The sequence below is a fragment of the Vibrio sp. J1-1 genome (assembly GCF_021728395.1).
Lineage (GTDB): Bacteria > Pseudomonadota > Gammaproteobacteria > Enterobacterales > Vibrionaceae > Vibrio.
Genome location: NZ_JAKKCM010000004.1, coordinates 358,875 through 378,725 on the forward strand (window position 1 = coordinate 358,875; position 19,851 = coordinate 378,725).

15 protein-coding genes are annotated in these 19,851 nt (G+C 46.2%); 8 read left to right on the plus strand and 7 right to left on the minus strand.

From position 1 onward, the window contains the following. Positions 1 to 39 precede the first annotated feature (39 nt). The 5 genes from cmoB to L3V31_RS08825 all read left to right on the plus strand — a co-directional run bounded on the left by cmoB (position 40) and on the right by L3V31_RS08825 (position 4,858). Entirely contained in the window at positions 40 to 1,011 is a 972-nt protein-coding gene (gene cmoB, locus L3V31_RS08805) for a tRNA 5-methoxyuridine(34)/uridine 5-oxyacetic acid(34) synthase CmoB (RefSeq protein WP_237315701.1), read from the plus strand. 219 nt (positions 1,012 to 1,230) lie between these two features. After that, positions 1,231 to 1,971 carry an ATP-dependent zinc protease gene (locus tag L3V31_RS08810; protein WP_237315702.1) on the plus strand — a complete coding sequence of 247 codons (741 nt, stop codon included), beginning with the start codon at positions 1,231 to 1,233 and terminating at the stop codon, positions 1,969 to 1,971. A gap of 17 nt (positions 1,972 to 1,988) precedes the next feature. Then, the gene (locus tag L3V31_RS08815) at positions 1,989 to 3,494 is read left to right on the plus strand and encodes an inactive transglutaminase family protein (RefSeq protein ID WP_237315703.1); all 1,506 of its coding nucleotides are present in this window, start codon (positions 1,989 to 1,991) and stop codon (positions 3,492 to 3,494) included. A gap of 3 nt (positions 3,495 to 3,497) precedes the next feature. After that, positions 3,498 to 4,466, plus strand: a complete 969-nt coding sequence (locus tag L3V31_RS08820; protein WP_237315704.1) for an alpha-L-glutamate ligase-like protein — start codon at positions 3,498 to 3,500, stop codon at positions 4,464 to 4,466. A gap of 239 nt (positions 4,467 to 4,705) precedes the next feature. Next, positions 4,706 to 4,858, plus strand: coding sequence for a hypothetical protein (locus tag L3V31_RS08825; RefSeq protein WP_237315705.1), 153 nt, complete (start codon positions 4,706 to 4,708; stop codon positions 4,856 to 4,858). Between the two features lie 91 nt (positions 4,859 to 4,949). On the opposite strand, the gene L3V31_RS08830 is transcribed toward L3V31_RS08825, so the two are convergent. Next, positions 4,950 to 6,587, minus strand: coding sequence for a choline dehydrogenase (locus L3V31_RS08830; RefSeq protein ID WP_237315706.1), 1,638 nt, complete (start codon positions 6,585 to 6,587; stop codon positions 4,950 to 4,952). Between the two features lie 272 nt (positions 6,588 to 6,859). Continuing rightward, positions 6,860 to 8,356 carry a coniferyl aldehyde dehydrogenase gene (locus L3V31_RS08835; RefSeq protein ID WP_237315707.1) on the minus strand — a complete coding sequence of 499 codons (1,497 nt, stop codon included), beginning with the start codon at positions 8,354 to 8,356 and terminating at the stop codon, positions 6,860 to 6,862. Positions 8,357 to 8,521: 165 nt separating this feature from the next. Between L3V31_RS08835 and L3V31_RS08840 the strand changes: the two genes are divergently transcribed. Then, the gene (locus L3V31_RS08840) at positions 8,522 to 9,565 is read left to right on the plus strand and encodes an AraC family transcriptional regulator (protein WP_237315708.1); all 1,044 of its coding nucleotides are present in this window, start codon (positions 8,522 to 8,524) and stop codon (positions 9,563 to 9,565) included. Between the two features lie 84 nt (positions 9,566 to 9,649). On the opposite strand, the gene mukB is transcribed toward L3V31_RS08840, so the two are convergent. The 4 genes from mukB to cmoM are packed head-to-tail and all read right to left on the minus strand — an operon-like array spanning position 9,650 to position 16,953. Then, complete coding sequence (mukB, locus tag L3V31_RS08845; protein WP_237315799.1) at positions 9,650 to 14,113, minus strand: chromosome partition protein MukB; 4,464 nt, start codon at positions 14,111 to 14,113, stop codon at positions 9,650 to 9,652. Between the two features lie 2 nt (positions 14,114 to 14,115). Then, positions 14,116 to 14,841, minus strand: a complete 726-nt coding sequence (mukE, locus tag L3V31_RS08850; protein ID WP_237315709.1) for a chromosome partition protein MukE — start codon at positions 14,839 to 14,841, stop codon at positions 14,116 to 14,118. After that, positions 14,822 to 16,159 carry a chromosome partition protein MukF gene (gene mukF, locus L3V31_RS08855; RefSeq protein WP_237315710.1) on the minus strand — a complete coding sequence of 446 codons (1,338 nt, stop codon included), beginning with the start codon at positions 16,157 to 16,159 and terminating at the stop codon, positions 14,822 to 14,824. Before mukF ends, mukE begins: the two co-directional genes overlap by 20 nt. 2 nt (positions 16,160 to 16,161) lie before the next feature. Then, a complete protein-coding gene (cmoM, locus tag L3V31_RS08860) occupies positions 16,162 to 16,953 on the minus strand; it encodes a tRNA uridine 5-oxyacetic acid(34) methyltransferase CmoM (protein ID WP_237315711.1) in 792 nt (263 codons plus the stop codon). A 114-nt stretch (positions 16,954 to 17,067) separates the two neighbouring features. Between cmoM and elyC the strand changes: the two genes are divergently transcribed. Then, on the plus strand, positions 17,068 to 17,853 hold the full coding sequence (gene elyC / locus L3V31_RS08865) for an envelope biogenesis factor ElyC (protein ID WP_237315712.1): 786 nt from the start codon (positions 17,068 to 17,070) through the stop codon (positions 17,851 to 17,853). Positions 17,854 to 17,952: 99 nt separating this feature from the next. Here the strand turns inward: elyC and torR are convergent, their stop codons facing one another. Further along, a complete protein-coding gene (gene torR / locus L3V31_RS08870; protein WP_237315713.1) occupies positions 17,953 to 18,663 on the minus strand; it encodes a two-component system response regulator TorR in 711 nt (236 codons plus the stop codon). A gap of 265 nt (positions 18,664 to 18,928) precedes the next feature. Here torR and torD point away from each other — a divergent pair, with 265 nt between their 5' ends. After that, a complete protein-coding gene (torD, locus tag L3V31_RS08875; RefSeq protein ID WP_237315714.1) occupies positions 18,929 to 19,576 on the plus strand; it encodes a molecular chaperone TorD in 648 nt (215 codons plus the stop codon). Positions 19,577 to 19,851: the final 275 nt, after the last annotated feature.

Consider the following 19,851-nt stretch of genomic DNA (forward strand, 5'->3'; position numbering starts at 1 on the left):
AATTTACTTTTATACCATCAACTCAGCGATTAACTAACTATGTTTAACTTTGCAAATTTCTATCAATTAATTGCCCAAGACACGCGTCTTCAACCGTGGCTAAACGTGTTACCACAACAGCTTACGGACTGGCAAAATGCAGAGCACGGTGACTTTGGTCGCTGGTTGAAAGCACTGAATAAAATCCCTGAAGGGTCACCGAACCAGATTGACATTAAAAACTCTGTCACTATCAGTAATGACACCCCTTTTCATGAAGGTGAACTGAAAAAGTTAGAGAACTTGCTGCGTACATTCCATCCTTGGCGTAAAGGCCCTTACACAGTGCACGGTATTCACATCGATACTGAGTGGCGCAGTGACTGGAAATGGGATCGTGTACTTCCGCATATCTCGCCATTAAAAAACCGCAGTGTACTTGATGTCGGCTGTGGTAATGGTTATCACATGTGGCGCATGCTAGGTGAAGGCGCTCGTCTCTGTGTTGGCATTGATCCTTCTCACTTATTCCTGATCCAGTTTGAAGCTATTCGTAAACTGATGGGCGGCGACCAACGAGCACACCTGTTGCCATTGGGTATTGAGCAACTGCCAAAACTAGAAGCGTTCGATACGGTATTTAGTATGGGCGTGCTGTATCATCGTCGTTCTCCACTTGACCATCTGATGCAGCTAAAAGACCAACTGGTTTCAGGCGGTGAACTTGTGTTAGAAACCTTGGTGATTGAGGGCGACGAAAACGCCGTACTTGTCCCGACATCTCGCTACGCTCAGATGCGTAACGTGTACTTCTTCCCATCAGCAAAAGCACTCAAAGTGTGGTTAGAACTGGTTGGCTTTGAAGATGTGCGTATCGTTGATGAGAATGTGACAACAGTCGGTGAACAACGCACGACTGAATGGATGACTCACAATTCACTACCAGATTACTTAGATCCAAACGATCCGAGTAAGACGGTGGAAGGCTATCCAGCTCCACGCCGTGCCGTACTTGTGGCTCGTAAAGCATAATTAACTTAGATTTCTGACATTGCCCTAACTCACTGCTTCTATTAAGACATTACCCTCTCATCTTATTTCTTCAAGGGTGTGGTTCACACCCTTGATTCTAAGCTTTTCGTCACATTCCTCACTCTATAAGAGATAGAGAAACATTCTTACTTGTGAGGGTTTGTTGATATAAGCTAAACTCTTAAAAATCAAACAACTTAATCCATCCCAAGGTTTTCAATGTTATTACGATTGACTCCGGTTGTTGCCATCGTCTTGCTATCTGGATGTACACTTACCAAAGGCGAACAGTACCACCAAGAAACGTTAGCCGCTATCCAATCCTCAGAAACAAATGTCAACAATCGTATCGCGATTCTGGAGCAGCAGCTCAGTAATCAATCGGACCATATAGACAACCTTGAAGGCCAAGTAGGTACGTTAAAAGGCGAGCTCCGTACGTTCCGCGATGAAGCCATGGCTGAAGTTAAAAAGCCCAAAGAACAAATTATTGTCCAGGCACCAACGCCAGTAGAGCAGACGCCAACGCACGACATTATTCTCGGTTCGATAGAGAAAGTAACCATTGACTCCATTAAGCAGACGTTCGATGCACGTGTCGATACTGGCGCTGCCACTTCGTCTTTAAATGCTATCGATATTAAAGAGTTTGAGAGAAACGGAAAAAACTGGGTTCGCTTTCACCTGGCCGACAATACAAAATCTGAAGAAGAAAAAAATATTTGGATTGAGGCACCTGTCCTGCGCTACGTGAAGATACGTCAATCCACGGTAGATGATCTTGACCGCAGAGCGGTTGTAGAACTGTGGGTCAAAGTTGGGAAAATCCATGAAAAAGCGCAATTTACGTTGGCAGATCGTTCCCACATGAACCATCCTATTTTACTGGGTAGAGAATTTATCCGCGACATCGCGTTGGTCGATGTTAGCCGCACATATATTCAAACAGAAGAAAACTAAGAATAATAAGGTAGATTATGACGTCAAAAATACCGTTTTACGTATCCGTCATTTTATTGGTGGTTGCGGGCATCGCTTTGAGTGTTTTCAGACACCAAAATTATGGCGTGCCATGGACTCCAGGTGAAACACGTCAGGTATGGGATGTAGAAGCTCGTATTGAATTCAATGCGAATGGCAACGAAGTGAAAGCTTCACTTGCCGCCCCTCATACACAGAGTGGTTACACACTTATCGGCGAATCCGCCTCTTCTTCTGGTTATGGGGTCTCTTACATAAACTCAGACTCTGGACGTCGCGCAGAATGGTCAATCCGCCAAGCCCGAGGTCCTCAGACCATCTACTACAAAGCACAATTTCTGGTGGATCCACAAGCTCAGGTTACCCCTCTCCCACCCGCTGATGAGATTACCCCTCCAACGCTTTCAGCTCCACAACAAGCTGCTGCAAACGCACTGATAGAGCGAGCAATGAGCCGCTCTGCGGACAACGTAACGTTTGCACGTGAACTGATCAAAACATTGAACGATCCGGACAGTCAAAACTCTGCGCTGCTGCTGAACGATTTTGACCGTACCGATGCGTTACACAATATCCTTCTCTCAGCAGGCGTACAAAGCAAAACCGTAGGTGTTATCGAGCTGGAAGATGGGCGCCGACGCCAAACCATTCAACCTATGGTACAAGTGTGGTCTGGTAAAGACTGGGTTCTGTTCTCTCCAAACTCAGAGCAAAAGGCGGTGCAACCGAACCTATTGGTTTGGGATGAATCCAACGTATCTCTTCTCGATTTAGTTGGCGGCAATAATAGCCAAGTTCATTTCTCAATGATCAAGCAGGATATGACTCCTCAACAGGCAACCAACAACAAAATTGAAGCTGATGGCCTGATGAACATCTCTATCCATAGCTTGCCTCTTGAAGAACAGGCTATGTTTAAGACCATCATGCTAATCCCTATTGGCGCACTGATTGTGGTATTCCTGCGCGTAATCATCGGTCTTAAAACATCAGGTACCTTCATGCCAGTTTTGATCGCGGTCGCCTTCGTCCAAACCCAATTGGTGACGGGTATTGTCGGCTTCTTGCTCATTGTCGGTACGGGTTTGATTATCCGAAGCTATCTATCGCGGCTTAATTTACTTCTGGTCGCTCGAATATCTGCGGTTATCATCACGGTAATCATGATCATTTCGGTATTCACTGTTGTCGCATTTAAGATCGGTCTGACAGAAGGTCTAACCATTACGTTCTTCCCGATGATCATCTTGTCATGGACCATCGAACGTATGTCGATTCTGTGGGAAGAAGAAGGGGCGAAAGAAGTAGCGCTTCAAGGTGGCGGCTCTCTACTCACCGCGGTAATGGTTTACTTGGCAATGACCAACTCGTATATCCAACACCTGACGTTTAACTTCATCGGTCTTCAGTTGATCGTTCTGGCTGGCATTCTTCTGCTCGGCACATATACAGGTTACCGTCTAACAGAGCTGCGTCGCTTCAAACCACTAGCGGAGGATTAAACGATGTTTGAACGTTTTACTTCGCCAGCAAAGCTTCGCCATAAAGGCATTATGGGAATGAACAAGCGTAACCATAGCTATATTGGTCGCTACAATGATCGTTCCAAATATCCCTTAGTGGATGACAAGCTGAAAACTAAAATCATCGCTCAGGCAGCAGGGGCTACCGTCCCTGCCCTCATCGGCGTCATTCATAACCAAGCCGAAGTCAAAACCATCCACAACATGGTTAAAGAGTGGCCTGGCTTTGTGATCAAGCCTGCTCAAGGTAGTGGTGGTAAAGGTATCTTAGTTATCACCTCACATAAAGATGGTGTATACACCAAGCCTTCAGGTGCTACCATTGGCAAAGAAGAAGTAGAGCGCCACATCAGTAACGCACTTGCGGGGCTATTTTCTCTTGGTGGCAAAAACGATGTTGCCGTTGTAGAGAACCTGATTAAGTTTGATGACTGCTTCGATGGTTTCAGTTATGAAGGTGTGCCAGATGTTCGAATCATAGTGTTTAAAGGCTATCCCGTAATGGCCATGATGCGTTGTTCAACAGCAGCGTCTGATGGTAAAGCGAACCTCCACCAAGGTGCAGTAGGCGTAGGTATCGATATCGCCACAGGTAAAGCGATCAGAGCGGTACAATTTGACCAACCTGTCACTCACCATCCAGACACTGGAAAAGACCTTTCAAGGCTTGAGGTTCCACATTGGGAACGCTTGCTTGAACTGGCTTCTAGTGCTTGGGAAATGACAGGGTTAGGCTATATGGGCACGGACATGGTGTTGGACAAGGAAGAAGGGCCGATGGTTTTAGAGCTCAATGCACGTCCGGGATTGGCTATTCAAATCGCGAACGGTATGGGTTTGCTGCCTCGTTTGAAACATATAGAAAGCCTTGGCACCCCTGCAGAATACCCAAAACCGAAAGAGCGCGTCGCCTACGCGGCAGCGCAGTTCGGTGCTAAACCGCAATTCTGATATAACTTTTGCTCACTGGACCTCAAACATGTGGTTCAGTGAGTCAAACTAGCATAAATTCTTCTGATTGCTAGGTTACCTTTCATATTTGAGCTGTATACCTCGTTTTCCTTTTAAAGCACGAAAACGCGCCCCTCAATCGATGATCTATCTAACAAATTAAACATAGACCGTTTTTTTTATACTCAACATCTTGGGTATGATGAGTGCTCCCCTTACTCAACTTATGAGGTTGAGACATGTTAACAAAAGATACAAATAATAAAGAAACATCGCTTGTTGACCATGAGACTCTAGACCAGCATTTACAACGTTTGTCAGAGATCTCTATTCAAGCACTTGAAGAGCTTGCTGAAATGATCGAAGTTAAAAATGACGTTTCAGAGGACTAGCACTAAGTCTTTCTTAAGTTAAGTGCTCAAAAAGCCGAGGCTGTCGTCCTACAACCTCGGCTTTTTTATATCTTCAGTGAGCGTCTCGTCTTTAGCCCGCTTTGGCTACGGCTGATTCCGAGTCTGCAGCGGCATACTGTGACTTAATCTGATCCGCGACCTTCTCCGCAATCATAATAGTAGGCGCATTGGTATTCCCACCAATGAGCGTTGGCATTATCGATGCGTCAACAACTCTAAGTCCTGCTATGCCATGCACGACTAAATTCTTATCCACCACCGCCAATGGATCATCCGCCTTACCCATTTTACAAGTGCCCACCGGATGATATTGGGTATCAGCCCGGTTGCGAATATCCTGCTCGATTGCGCGATCATCATTAGCATCAACCGGATAAAAATTCTCACCTCGAACCTCATCAAATGCCTGGCTTTCCATCATCTGATGTTGTTTCTTCCACGCTTTGATCATGATGTCCATATCATCTGGATGACTAAAAAATGCAGGATCAATCAACGGTACGTCATAGGGATCAGCACTTTGAAGTTTGACGGTGCCCCTACTTTTTGGCCTCAGTAACGTAACATGAGAACTATAACCATGGCTGAAATGAACCTTACGTGCGTGGTCATCAACAACCGCCACCACAAACACGAACTCCAAGTCAGGTACATCGATACTGTCATCTGAGCGAAGAAAACCAATCCCCTCGGCAAAATTGCTGCTCATTTTGCCACTGCGCTGCTTCATCCATTTAGGTAACGCTTTACCCATTTCAGAGACCATTCGAAACGAGACGCCAAAAGACTCTTTCTTATCAAGACATTTGTAGCTGTGCACCAGATCTATGTGATCTTGTAAGTTTTCACCGACACCCGGTAACTCGTGAACTTGCTCGATACCGTGCTTGTCGAGTTCTGCTTTGGCTCCAACACCAGATAAAAGCAAGATTTGAGGAGAACCAAAAGCTCCAGCTGAAAGAATCACTTCCCGACTACTTTTGATCTGAAAACGCTTTCCTCTTAAACCGTATTCGACACCAATGGCACGCTTACCTTCAAATAGAACCTTGTGCGTGGTGGCCTTAGTGAGCACCGTGAGATTCGGTCGACTCAAGTGTGGCGTCAAATACGCTTTCGCCGCACTGCATCGCTCGCCATCGCGCTGAGTCACTTGAGTGTAAGTCGCACCAAACTGCTGCGCGCCATTAATATCATCACTTCGCGGAACGCCAATAGACTCACAAGCCGACAAGTATCGTTCAATAAGCTGGCTCGGCGAGCGTAACTCAGCGACATTCAAAGGCCCGCCCTGACCATGATATTCGTTATGGTGAACCTCGTTGTTTTCCGCTTTTTTGAAGTACGGCAGGCACTCGTCGTAGCTCCACCCTGTGTTGCCAAGACTTGCCCATAAGTCATAATCATAACGATGCCCCCTCGAATACATCATGGCATTGATCGAGCTCGAACCACCTAAGGCTTTTCCTCTCGGCTGGTAACCTTTGCGACCATTTAATCCAGGCTGGGGGACCGTTTCGAACCCCCAGTTGTATAATTTGGTCGGCATCATGGCAACCGTACCAATGGGCGTATGAATAAATGCGCTATTGTCCTTACCACCAGCCTCAAGCAGGCAAACCGTCACGTTAGGATCCTCAGATAAACGCGATGCCAAAACACAGCCTGCCGAACCACCACCCACAATGATATAGTCGTAGCTTTCCATTATCGACCTCCCCAAGGCAGTAGATTAACCATGCTCTTCTGCCATAGACAGAGGTAAATAACACTGCCTGAAGAAACATTTGACACGTAAATGCGTATTCCTTTCGCTGATTTCGTCATATTTCATCCTTTGAATCAATTTGGTCATTCCAATCGGAATAAGTAAAGCGCGGCTACACAGCGCCAAGCTAGTAGTCACGAGAGGGAAGACATCACCCAACATCAAGAGTCTGCCTTCCCAAACACCGAAGAGGTCGATAAGTGCTGTGTCAGCTATTTTTGATCATTTAATCGAGGATCTGGTTTGCCGACAAAAAAGCGTAGAATCAGTTTTTGCACCCAACTTCCATACGGAGGCGAGAAAAGCTGAATTGGGAACCAGTCGCGCATTTGCAATACCGAACGTGCATGGCTCAACTCTCTGAACCCTTCTTCACCGTGGTAATTGCCTATCCCTGAATTACCTACCCCACCAAACGGTACTGAGTGATTAAGAACATGCCATCCCCAGTCATTCAAGGTGACACCACCACTGTGAGTGTGTGTAAGCACGGACTCGCGCTGCGTCTCATCGTTAGTAAACAGATAGCACGCGAGAGGACGTGGCCTGTCGGTAATATATTGAATTACCTCATCAATGGAGCGGTAGGTGTGAACCGGAAGCAAAGGGCCAAATATCTCTTCCTGACAGATACGCATATCCGATGTCAGATTAGTAGCAATATAGAGCGGAGTTTTACGCCCTTCTCCACGATCCAGACATTGGATAATATCAGCGCCTTTCTCCTTGGCATCATTGAGCAAAGCATGAAAACGTCGGTATTGTGCTTCGTCAACTAACGAGGTGTAGTCCTGATTTGATTTAATCTCACCATACATAGCTTGATGGGCAGCTTTGAGCGCACGGACAAACTCTTGCCGTTTGCCTTCAGGGATAAAAGCGTAATCCGGAGCAATGCATATCTGACCTGAGTTCATTCCTTTACCGTGAGCGAGGCGTGCTGCCGCCTTTTTCACGTCGTAATCTTCAAACACTATTGCAGGCGATTTGCCGCCAAGTTCAAGCGTGACGGGGGTTAAATTAGCGGCTGCATTTGCCATGATGGTTTTGCCACTCGCTGGCGACCCAGTAAAAACCAGATGATCAAATGGAAGATGGGATATTTCCATTGCTTCAGGATGAGTGCCATCCACCACGCGCACCAAGTTCTCTGGATAAATTTCAGCTAACATTCGGCGTAACTGTTTTGTCGTCGCTGGGCAATTGGGTGGCATTTTGATCATGCAGCGGTTGCCTGCGGCTAACGAGGTGATCATTGGGCCTATCGACAGGTAAATAGGAAAATTCCATGGACAGATAATACCTACCACACCTTTCGGCTGGTATCTGACTTCAAGCTTATTGCCTTTAAACAACCATTCAGTTGGCCGTCTGCTGGGCTTCATCCAGCTTTTAAGGTGACGGACCACATGGTTAATATCCAGAATCGGAGCAAGTACATCAGCCATTACCGACTCCGTATGACTGCGCCCGCCGAAGTCCTCATTCATCGCTTCAGCCAAAATATCCTGATAGCGAGACAGCTGCTTTTTCAATGCCAGTAAACGCTGCTTTCTGACGGCTAATGTTGCTAGAGGCTCCGCTTGATAGGCTGACTTCAGTTCAGCAAACCAAGTGGCCAGTTCACTAGAGTTTAATGCTTCACTCGTTGCCGTAGTTTGACTGAGGTCGCTGTCACTGACCTCATCTTGCTTAGCCAACACGTTCATATTTCTCTCCCATCCTACAATTTATTGCATTACAACATTTTGATAACATTAGTCACAGGTTACAAAACGACAAAAACCGGTGATATTCGGACAACCTTGAGAGCAAACTGACAGAATATCACGCAGATAAACGCTAGGATGATAAGGGTCTGTAGAGGGAAAACAATGGAATACACCGCGATTTACGAGCCAGATACACTAGCTTTCGGCATTTTAGATTTACAACTGCTCAAACGCTATTTAGATCCTAGTGTCAGCGTTGAGGCATTACTAGATGGTAGCGGTATCAATGCTTCTCAGCTTTACGCGCCAGAGACTCATATCACGCTTACACAAAAGCTAGTGATCTTTAGTAACGCCCTTAGCCAGGCAGAAGAACCGAGTTTAGGGCTAAAAATAGGCCAACAGGCTAAGTTCAGTGATTTCGGTGTGCTTGGTTATGCGGTCTTAAGCAGCAACACATTATTTGATGCCTTAGTGATGGGATTTAAGTATCTGCGTCTCGCAGGGCCGGTTCTTAAGAAGAAAATGTGGGTTGAAGGCGACATAGGCTATTTCCGTGCTGAGCAATTAATCGAACTTCAATCCATGTTGCCGTTTTGCTGCGAATACTGGTTTTCAGCCATCCAGAACTTATGCGAAGAAGTGATGCAGCACCCATTTCCCTCGACGGTCATTCGCTTTCCTTATCCTGAACCAGAATACAGCGAGTTATATAAGCAAGTGTTTCACTGTGATATCGAGTTCAATAGCGACCGGTTGGAATGGCAATTTGATGCACAAAGCATTTACGAACCACTACCTGCAGCCAACCCTATCACACTACAAATGTGCCTCAAATCTTGCGATGAAATGCTGGCAAAAGTCAGTGGCAGCACCAGCTTAAAAGATAAAATAACCCAGATATTTATTGAGCGTCCGGGTAACTACCCTTCTATTGAAACGCTATCATCCGACCTGGGTATGTCGTCCAGAACCTTAAGTCGTCACCTTAAGCAGGAAAATACCAGCTATCAGCAAATTCTCGATCAAGTCCGTTTTCATTTAGCGCGCCACTACCTTGCTTCGACACAAATCAGTATTGAAGATATCTCCGAAAGAGTTGGTTTCTCTGACAGCGCGAACTTTCGTCATGCTTTTCGTAAATGGAGCGGTTGTTCACCAAGGCAATACCGCCAAACAGTGTTACCGGACAACTCGGCGGTTTAACTTGGGCTATGCAGTGCTGACCCTATCCATGAAATAAAAAAATGCCCGCTATTGTTAGCGGGCATTTAACTTCAAATCGGACGGTTAAGACTCAAACTCTTCAGCCATTTCCTGGGCTTCACTCTTCGGCTTGTCTGTTTGACCAAAGCCACGCAGACCCACTACATGTACATGCTCGTGATCTTTAAACACCTTACGCACCAGTTTGTAGGTTGTGCCTTTTTCTGGGCTGATGTTTTCTGGCGCAGCAATCAGAAGCTGCATATCCAGACGGTCACACAGTTCGAATAGTGTCGAGATAGATCTCGCATCCAGACGCGCAGCCTCATCAAGGAACAACAGACGACAAGGAATGATGTCTTTACTACGCAGACGACGGGATTCTTCTTCCCAGCTTTGTACTACCATCAACAGGATCGACTGACCCGTACCGATCGCCTCACCAGTCGATAGCGCGCCAGATTCAGCCTGTAGCCAACCCTCTGAACCACGGTTCACTTCCACACTTAACTCTAAGTAGTTACGGTAATCTAATAACTCTTCACCAAGTACTTGTGGAGAACGTTGCCCCATGTCGATATGTGGGTTTACACGCTGGAACAGTTTCGCCATCGCCTCTGAGAAGGTAAAGCGCGAAGACTCAAACAAGTCTTTGTGCTGTTCCTGCTGAGAAGACAAGCCGTGCAATAGCACCTCGTGGCTTTCGCGGATCTTCACGTTGAGTCGAACGCCTTTCACCTGACCAAACGAGATGTTCGACAAGCCTTGGTTTAGCATACGAATACGGTTTTGCTCACGTTGAATCGTCTTCTTAATGATGCTTGCCGCCGATTCAGAACTGATCGCCAGACGGTTTTCACGCTGAGTCAGCTCTTCTGTCAAACGCGCCAGCTCCACTTCCATCTCTTCGATCGCTTCTACCGGATCATCGGTACGGATGATGTCTTGACGGATACGCTCTCGAAGGTGCTGGTAGACTGCAATGTAGAACAGAACTTTACGCTCAGGTCGAGCGTTGTCTTCAGACAAACGCAGCGCATCACGCAGGTCGTCATTGTTTGCCACAGCAAGACGCAGCGCACCGAGCGATTTATCCGACATTGAACGCAGCTCGTCCGCAGACAAGTAAGCCAGCTCACGTTTGTGAAGGCGTCGTTCAACATCATTTTCACGCGCTAAACGAAGTACAGAACACCAGCCGGCTTTTGCTGCAACGACAAAAGTGCGAAGCTCAGCGTACTCTTTCTGCACTTTCTTCAGACGTTTCGCCAGACCTTTCATCTCTAACTCAGTAGAGGTGATGGTGCGCTCGTATTCACTCTTACGGCTACGTGATGAGTGCAAACGCTCTTGCAGCTCGTCACGACGACGCATTGCACGCTCTTCTGCACCTTCATCCGCATTAACACCGAACTCTTGCAGCTCCTGCTTGAACTCCTGAACAGTTTCCAGTTTCGCTTGGTGTGAACTTTTCAGCGATGCCAATACTTGGTTGTATTGGTTCATCTGACCTTGCGCTTGTTTCAATTCTTCACGAGAGCGAGAGCGCATTTGCTCAGCCTGAACCAGTTTGGCTTTTAGCTGCTCGCTCAGTTCGCTGCTCTTGTTGAGAAGATCGACCGAATCTGAGTAGGCAAAGTAGTGACGACGTTCTACCAAATCGGACAAAGCAAAGATTTGCTTCTTAAGATTTTGCAGTTGCTCGTCTGACGCTTTGTATTCCGCTTCTAGCGCATCGAACTGCTCAGGGTCCGCATCCAATGCTGAAACAATCTTCTCAAGCTCAGCCACGGCTTTCGCATGGTTGTTCAGGAATGTTTTCGCCTCTGACAATTGCGCTATTTTCTCTTCCAGCTCATCAAAGCGTGCTTGAAGCGTGTCGTCTTCAATCAGTGCCATGTTTGGTGCAAGTTTGTCGAGTGAAGACAAGGCTTGTTTGCTGGTTTGAAGCTGAGAACGTTGTTGTTGTTCTTTCGCTTCCAAATCAACCAATACGCGGGCAATTTGGTTACGTTTTTCACGTACATTAGTCAATGCTTGCTCAGGATCGGCATCGAATGCGACCTGAATGTGATAAGCAACAAACTGGTTGAACGCTTGATACAAACGCTGCATCTTCTGAGAGTCGAATGCCGCTTTGGCGTGCTTCTCAACCACTTCTTCACGCTCGTTGCGCAGCAATTCTAAACGCTGCTCACGTGCAGCCCGGCCAAACAGTGGAATTTCCGGCAAGCGTGAGTAACGCATTTGACGTGCATTCATACGAACGCAAACTGCGCCTTCCAGCTCTTCGGCATCGAATGAGCTATCATCAAAGGCATCAATGTCACCTTCAATGATGTACAAATCTTCAGGACAGTCGTCCAGCTCAACCAGTTTCTCTTCGATGCCAGATAGATCTGAAACGACGATCGCATGACGTGCTGGTCCGTACATCGCGCTGAAGTATGGCGCATCATCGATCGTAATATCGTCGTAGATTTCAGACAGCAATACGCCACCCAGTGTGTCAGCAAGTCCCTTCAGACGAGGATCATTTGAACCACCTGGTGAGGCTAAACGTTCTATTTCGCTTTCCAGCTGGGTACGACGTTCTGCCAGTTTGTCTTTTGCCAGAGACAGTTCTTTCTCTTGCTCAAGAACCACCTGCATATGACTCATTACTGCATGGCGATCTTCTAGCTCAACACCGCTTTGCTCACGCAGCTTTTCCAGCGCATCATTCGCTGCAATCCAAGTTGGCGCAATGGCTTCAAGCTTTTTGATTTCTGCTGCAGAATCCTGCTCTAGTCGACGCTGTTCGCTGCGCTGTTCACGCACGTCTTCTTGCGTCAATTCCAGCGATTCAATTTGCATTGCGTGACGTTCACGTTCCTGTTCGAAGGTGATTTCATCCATTAGCTCAACATGGAACTGCTTTTGATATTCTGCTACCAGCTCGCTCGCCTGACGCTGCTGGTTAAGGCTACGCTCAAGGTCACGATGTTGTGCACGCCACTGTTGTTCATTTTGAGCGATTTGTTGGGATTCACGCGCTTTCGCAATTGCACTTTTCGCCTTATCAGCCGCGTCTTGACGCTCCACCTGACCAACGATGCTTCGTACCAGCTTCAGCGCCGTTTCAAACTGTTGCGCCGCAGCTGAAGACATATCCAGCTTGTGCTTCACCGACAGCAGCTCGTTGGTACTGTCCGTCTGTTTATTTTTCAGTTCGGCAACCAAGGCTTGCGCGGATTCTGCTGTCAGACTCTCATCACCCAATAGCTGTTTCGCTTTATCAAGTGCCTGTACCGCTTGTTGGTATTGCAGAGCACGCGTTTGTTGCACGTCTAGCGCCTGCTGGTAATCCGCAAGTTGCGTCTTAAGGCTATCGACCTCTTCTTCAGAAATGGTCGCTTGCTCTTCAGCCATCATCACGCGTTCTTGCGCTTCTTCAACGACCATCATCTGTTCTTCAAGACGCTCGCTAAGCTCTTCAAGATCTTCCTGATAACGTTCGATCTTCTCTTGCTGACGCAGTGCATTTTGAACTAGCTGCAAGTGATCTGACGCGGCTTGGTAGTCCTGCTCTAGCGCTGATTCTGAATCAACCAGAAGCTCAAGCTCTTCTTGCACTCGGTTAAGCAGGTTGTTTTGCTCAATCAGGGTCTCGCGAGAACCAAATAGCTCAGAACGTAAAGACAGTGTCTGCTCTAGCTTTTTGCGACGCTCGTTAGCGTGGCGCATGTAGTCAGCGGCCACGTAATTGGTAGACTCGGTGATCAGATGTTTGAACAAGTCACGGTCAGCCTGCGTGGTTTTGATCGCTTCCAGCGTCATGCGGTTTTCGCGCAGCGCCGATTCCATATCCTGGAATGCTTTCTTCACGCCACCGTTTTGGGGCAGAAGGTAGTCACGCAGCGAGCGGGTAATTGCACTGGAGATACCACCGTAAAGGGAGGCTTCAATCAGGCGGTAGAACTTAGAACGGTCGCCTGAATTACGAAGTTTCTTCGGAATCACACCAAACTCAAACATCTGCGCGTGGTAATCGACGATAGATGAGAAAGCTTTGAATTGAACGCCTTCAAATTCAGAGATAATGTCTTTAACTTCGTTAATCTGACGCACGCGTGCTTGTGTTGCAGATACGCTCTCAACGAGAACATCCGTCGGCTTCACATGGCTTGGCAGCCCTTGGATAACAAACGGTTTGATATCTACTTTCTTGTCACGGCCCGCCACTTGCTGCAGTTTTACCGCAAAAAGCAGACGTTGGTTACGTGAGTTCACCACATCCAGAGCAGCGTAACACGCGCCCGGTTGCAGCTTACCGTATAGACCTTTGTCACGAGATGATTGGCTACTGCCCGCTTCTGTGGTGTTACGGAAATGCAGTAGCGTTTGGTCAGGGATCAGAGCGGTGATAAATGCCGCCATCGTGGTTGATTTACCTGCACCGTTACCACCGGATAAAGTAGTCACCAGACCATCAATATCAAAGGTACGGGCAAAGAAACCGTTCCAATTGATCATGGTCAGCGATTGATATTTACCACGTTCAATCATGCTCATGCTTCACCCTCTTCTATCATTTCTTCTTGGGCTTGATCTTCTTGATCTTCTTCAGACAACAGACTACCTTGGCTAGGTTCTTTGGTATGAACCACCGCTTCACCGTCACGGATCAGACGTAATTGAGCTTCACGCATATCATCACCAACACGCACATCCGCACCAAATCGGAATACCGCTTCGCTGATACTGAATTTACCGGTTTCGCCGATATTGATGATCATACCAAGGCGGCGCAGACGGCGTAGCGAGGTGCGCACTTTTTCAAACAGTTTCTCTTTATCCAGGTCTGAGCCTGTGGCGCGGTTCGTCACCAGCTTCATGAGTTTCTTTTCATCCACTAACGCCAGCATCTCTTCGTAGAGCTCCTGATTAGTGAAAATACCTTCATGAGCCAGACGTTCCGGACTCAGATATAAGAAACACAACACCTTACCCACCAGCATATCCAGCTCAGAAAGAATACTACGACCAATCAAAGACGTAGAACGTGGACGGAGATAGAAGAAACCTTCTGGCGCTTTAACCAACTCAGTATTGTAACGCTGGTAGAAAGAAGACAGCTCAAGTTCAAAATCCGACAACAATGCGTGGTTATCCAAATCTTCGCTTGAGATGTGACGCCCAGCTCGTAGCATACTGTCTAGCGCTGGAAACAGAGGGTTAGTAATTGCTTTTGCCAGTTTATCTGACATGTATTCATTAATATCGGTCGATGACATTCGCTTGTACCTTTGCCCCAAATTCGTTGATTGATTTCCAGTCTGGTTGAATGGCTTGATAATCCGATTCTGAATAGCCCAGACGAACAGCCTGATCAACAATAATTCGGGCTAAATCAAAGTGATGAGTAAATGGGTGTTGTGCAAGGTAATCTCGCAGTACCACGCTCAAATCGATTGGTGTGCCCTGCTCTTTGTGGGCTTTTAGCATGTCACCAATACGCTCTGATAACTCATCATTGACTTGTTGAAATTCTTCGTATTCCACTTCCATCGGAACTTGGCCTGTTACCTCGTCATCACGCAGTACCAGAGCTTCGTCACGAAGGTCGGATAATCGCTCTGCATCTGCATAAGTCAGATACCAAGGCATATCAAAGTAATCTTTAATCGATTGACGCAATCGGGAACTGAACGCACGGTTCTTATCCATATCGATAGCGGTACGGATAAACTTATGTACGTGTCGGTCGTAACCGATCCAAAGATCAATCGCTTGCTGGCCCCAGCTCGTGATGCGGTCCAACTTCATTTGCAGACCAAACAGTGCTTCTTCAATAAACTCAAGTTCAGGGTCGCCATAGACAAGCTCCTGAATATCTAGAATCTGAGTTTGCAGCTCATCACTGGCTGCCTGCAAGGTATCTTGAAGTTCACGCAGTGTGCTGGACGTTTCAGACAATAACGCTTCACAGTTATTGATGGCTTCTCGCCAATCTTTATTCAGCAGGTCGGCAATCTGCTGTTTCACAGATTGTTGCTGCTCGTCCATAACACGTTGGTTAAGATCGATTTGGTCGAAGATCTCGCCTACGGAATACTTAAGGACTCCGTACACGTTTTTCTTCCAGTGACCCGGTGTACCACCTTTTTGGGCAGCTTCAATCGCTTTCGCCATTTCATCCGCGACCATAGACAGCTGAATAGAAAGGCGAAGTTTTGAAAACTCACGATGACGCACGTAGTAATCCGTGATACCTATCGCCAGTGGCGACAAGCGGTAGATACTCGCACCGTCAGTCACTTCACTGACAAAACGGCTGATCAGACGCTGCTTAACCATCTCATTGATGGCATTGTTTGCCCTGAAAGCAGAGGCTTCCCCCGTTTCATCAAATAATCGAGTGACGATAGCAAACGCATCATGCAGTTCACCTTCACCCAATTCATCGTCAAACCTTTCATTACTTAGTACTGCGATGGCAATCAAGAACGCCAATCGCTCTGTGGTCAGGTTCAACGAGAAATCTTGCTGCTTAACCCAGCCAACCAATTCATCAATAGGTTGTTCTGCAGCATTGAGAGTCATCTCACTCATTGTTATTCCTGTTTTTCTTTCTTTTTGGCCCACACGTGAATGTAGCGACCTAATGAGAGGTATGGCTCTTGTCGACAAAGTTGTTTTTCTAGCGCCAACACATCTTCAAACTCGTAATCACCCATGTATTGCATATTTCCTATGTAATCACTGAATGAGCGAATACCAGATTTACCACAAATACTGAACCCGGAGTCTTCTATCCATTGGTAAACTTCTTCTGGTTTCAGGCCTTTTTGCGGCTGTAGTTTAAATCTTTTTCGGTGGGGCATGCCGTCCAAAATATGAGGAATGTTGCCACAAACCAAGTTTTTGTAGACTAAACCATGGTGGTTGTAGAACATCACCGACGCAATGCCTCCCGGTTTCACTTGTTCCAGTACCGTTTCGAGAGCGGTTTTAGGATCAACCAACCACTCCATCACGGCATGAAACATGACAAGATCCACCTGGTTGTCCAAGTGTTCGCCAATGGACTGGACAGGTGAATGAATCAGGCGATACTGCTCAAGCAAACCATTATTTTCAATATCCTGTTTAGCTAGTTGCAGCATTTCCGAAGATAGATCACATAAAGCGACACGATGTCCGAGCTTAGCAAGCTTTTGAGACAGTTGTGCTAAACCACCACCCGCATCCAAAACTTCTAGGGGTTGCTGGTCTGCCTCTAATTCACTTAGAATCTGTAGAAAATCTTCCCACACAATAATTTGGCGGATCTCCCCTTTATCGGAGCCGTAAATATTTTTTGCAAATTTGTGGGCGATATCGTCGAAATTGCGGTCTTCTGTCACTTCTGCTGAGTTATCATAACGGATTGTGTCGCTATTCTGGCACAAGGAAAGCAGGAATAAAGAGGAATACCCTCATTTTTATTTTCAATTGATGTTTTTTCGGACTATTTATGTATGTTTGAGCTGAAAAAAGTAGTGTCAGCTATGCTCATGCCCTTACCAGCATTGCTGCTGATAGGATTATTGGGCCTGGCTCTCATTAGTTTTACCATTAAGCGTAAAACCGGCTGCTTCGTTGTTTTATTCTCTTTTGTCGGCATTTTCCTTGTTGCCTTCCAGCCTGTTTCAACCAAGCTTCTTATGCCACTGGAACGTGAGCACAAAGCGTTTCTTCCCGTTTCCGGAGCCATCGACTACGTGATGGTGCTAGGCAATGGCCATGTTATCGATGACGAGATTCCACCAACTTCCCAGTTAAGTCGTGCTGCTCTTATGCGTTTAACCGAGGGAATCCGAATTTTGCGCATGTACCCTGGTGCCAAATTAATTTTATCTGGTTATGCCGGTGGCTCTGAAATCAGCCATGCGCGTATGATGGCAAACGTGGCTCTGGCGCTCGGTGTGGCGAAATCCGATATTATTTTATTGGAAGACGCGAAAGACACATGGGAGGAAGCACGTCAGGCTGCGGCGTTTGTGCAGCAAAAGGAAATTGTTTTGGTTACCTCGGCCAGCCATATGAACCGAGCTCTGTATGAGTTTAATGCAGCAGGAATTAAACCCATCCCAGCGCCGACAAACTTCTTAGCCATCGAAGACGTTAATCAACCTTGGGAAAAATACTCACCGAAAGCGCGTTATTTAGAGCAAACCGAATTGTTCTGGCATGAATATCTCGGCAGTATCTGGCAACGCTTGCGTGATACGGTAGGACAAACGCCAATGGTCGAGCCTCAATAGGTATGTGATAATTTTATCGCTAAAGACCACTTACAGAGACGAAAAAGGAGAGCGACTGCTCTCCTTTTTCGTTATTAGTATTGCTTAGAATTACGATTATTAATCACCAGCAAACATGTAACCTTCCCCATGAACCGTAACAAAGATTTGCGGGTTTTTAGGGTCAAACTCCATCTTCGCGCGCATACGTCTAATTAAGACATCTATGGTACGGTCATTCGGTGCATCAACACGATGGCTGATCATATTCAAAATACGTTCGCGGCTTAGCACTTGATTTGGGTAAGACGATAACGCTACCAAAAGCTCGTATTCGGCTTTGGTTAGTTTGACCGGTTCACCATTACGGCTCAAAGCGCGACGTTGAATATCAAACGTCCACTCGCCAAAACGGACAATATGCTGTTCGTTCGTTTCGTTCGCTTTGTTTGAGCCATTGCGCGCATTCGAAATGCGCCACAGCAAGTTTTTAACACGAACTAATAACTCGCGGAGTTCAAAAGGTTTGGTAACATAATCGTCTGCCCCCATTTCCAGGCCAACAATTTTGTCGATGCTATCCGTGCGTCCTGTGACTAGTATGATACCAATATCCGATTGGCTACGTAATTCACGCGTAAGCATCAGGCCGTCTTCACCCGGCAAGTTAATATCCAGCATGACAAGATCAACATCACCAGCTTGCAGCACTTCACGCATTTGCATGCCGCTCTCTGCTTCACTGACTGTATAACCTTCATTTTGGAAATAACCCGCTAGCTTACTTCGAGTTACAACATCATCTTCTACGACTAATACGTGATAGCTCATTTACACCACTTTCTGTCATTTTATTATTCGAGATGTATTCTATTCATAACTATTAACATTTCTAGTCGTAGGCTGACTAAAAAGCAAGATTCAGTGATTTTGTTGATTCAAAACAAGCTTACCGAACCCTGTTAATAAATAGACATATTTTGCTATAAAACATCATAGTTATAGTTACTGCTGTTCATTTTAATTGATTACACTTAAAGGACATCTGAATTTGATTTTGTGATGCCAGAAATTAAGCATCATTCAGGAGCCTAAAATGCAAGAAGTGAAAGCTTTTAACGAAAAACGCGCCGAAATTTACTGGTGGTTTTCTAGCTTATTCGCCAAGGAACTGACAGACAAAGAGCTGGAGGCTTATCACAGTGTAGAAATTCGCAGCTTTTTAGCGGGCTTAGGTGAAAATGAATCTCTCAAACCCGCAATTGATAACCTTGTTGACGCTCTGAATCGTTTACAAGACCGTGAAGATGCTCAACTTGAGCTTGCAGCAGACTTTTGTGAGCTGTTCTTAAAGACAGAAAAGTACGGCGCACTTCCTTACGCTTCAATGTACATTGGCAAATCAGGTTTACTCAACGACAAACCAGCAGAAGAAATGGAAAAGTTGATGGCTGAGTTTGGTGTCCAAGTTGACGACAGTCTAAAAGAACCCGCCGATCACTTAGCGGTAGAACTGGACTTCTTGGGTAACATGATCATCCGCTCCAATGAGTTTGAGCAAGAGAAACATATGGAAGAAGCCTTCGTTAAACAAAGTGAATTCATCAAAGATCAACTCATGTCTTGGCTACCGCAGTTCGCTCATAAGTGTCAGCAACTGGATGACTTTGGTTTCTACGCCAGCGTCACGCAACTATTAATTGCATTTTGTAAACTGGACAACGCTTACCTTCTTGGTGAATAATTGCCGCCTATTTTGGGAGCCTGTCTTTTAGGTTCCCTATCTTTTATTCGTTAACTATAAAAATTATTCCGAATGCTTGCTTTGTAGCAATCAAAATGTGACTTAATAGGCACAAAACCATTGCTTAAATTATTGCCAGCCTGCCCGCATAGGGATAAAATGTGAACGCAAACGATTAAATATGATTTTAATGTAAACCGCTGAAATAAAGCGGTTTTTGTATTTTCTTAATAGGTTGATAACTATGCTTCACTCATCTGAAGAAAATGAGCTTT

What these genes read in the sequence shown, in the direction of transcription:
- L3V31_RS08835 (WP_237315707.1), bottom strand. Translation starts at nt 8,356, where the DNA reads ATGAACGTGTTGGCTAAGCAAGATGAGGTCAGTGACAGCGACCTCAGT.
- L3V31_RS08815 (WP_237315703.1), top strand. Translation starts at nt 1,989, where the DNA reads ATGACGTCAAAAATACCGTTTTACGTATCCGTCATTTTATTGGTGGTT.
- mukF (WP_237315710.1), bottom strand. Translation starts at nt 16,159, where the DNA reads ATGAGTGAGATGACTCTCAATGCTGCAGAACAACCTATTGATGAATTG.
- torD (WP_237315714.1), top strand. Translation starts at nt 18,929, where the DNA reads ATGCAAGAAGTGAAAGCTTTTAACGAAAAACGCGCCGAAATTTACTGG.
- L3V31_RS08820 (WP_237315704.1), top strand. Translation starts at nt 3,498, where the DNA reads ATGTTTGAACGTTTTACTTCGCCAGCAAAGCTTCGCCATAAAGGCATT.
- L3V31_RS08825 (WP_237315705.1), top strand. Translation starts at nt 4,706, where the DNA reads ATGTTAACAAAAGATACAAATAATAAAGAAACATCGCTTGTTGACCAT.
- L3V31_RS08810 (WP_237315702.1), top strand. Translation starts at nt 1,231, where the DNA reads ATGTTATTACGATTGACTCCGGTTGTTGCCATCGTCTTGCTATCTGGA.
- cmoB (WP_237315701.1), top strand. Translation starts at nt 40, where the DNA reads ATGTTTAACTTTGCAAATTTCTATCAATTAATTGCCCAAGACACGCGT.
- mukE (WP_237315709.1), bottom strand. Translation starts at nt 14,841, where the DNA reads ATGTCATCGACCGATATTAATGAATACATGTCAGATAAACTGGCAAAA.
- mukB (WP_237315799.1), bottom strand. Translation starts at nt 14,113, where the DNA reads ATGATTGAACGTGGTAAATATCAATCGCTGACCATGATCAATTGGAAC.
- elyC (WP_237315712.1), top strand. Translation starts at nt 17,068, where the DNA reads ATGTTTGAGCTGAAAAAAGTAGTGTCAGCTATGCTCATGCCCTTACCA.
- L3V31_RS08840 (WP_237315708.1), top strand. Translation starts at nt 8,522, where the DNA reads ATGGAATACACCGCGATTTACGAGCCAGATACACTAGCTTTCGGCATT.
- torR (WP_237315713.1), bottom strand. Translation starts at nt 18,663, where the DNA reads ATGAGCTATCACGTATTAGTCGTAGAAGATGATGTTGTAACTCGAAGT.
- L3V31_RS08830 (WP_237315706.1), bottom strand. Translation starts at nt 6,587, where the DNA reads ATGGAAAGCTACGACTATATCATTGTGGGTGGTGGTTCGGCAGGCTGT.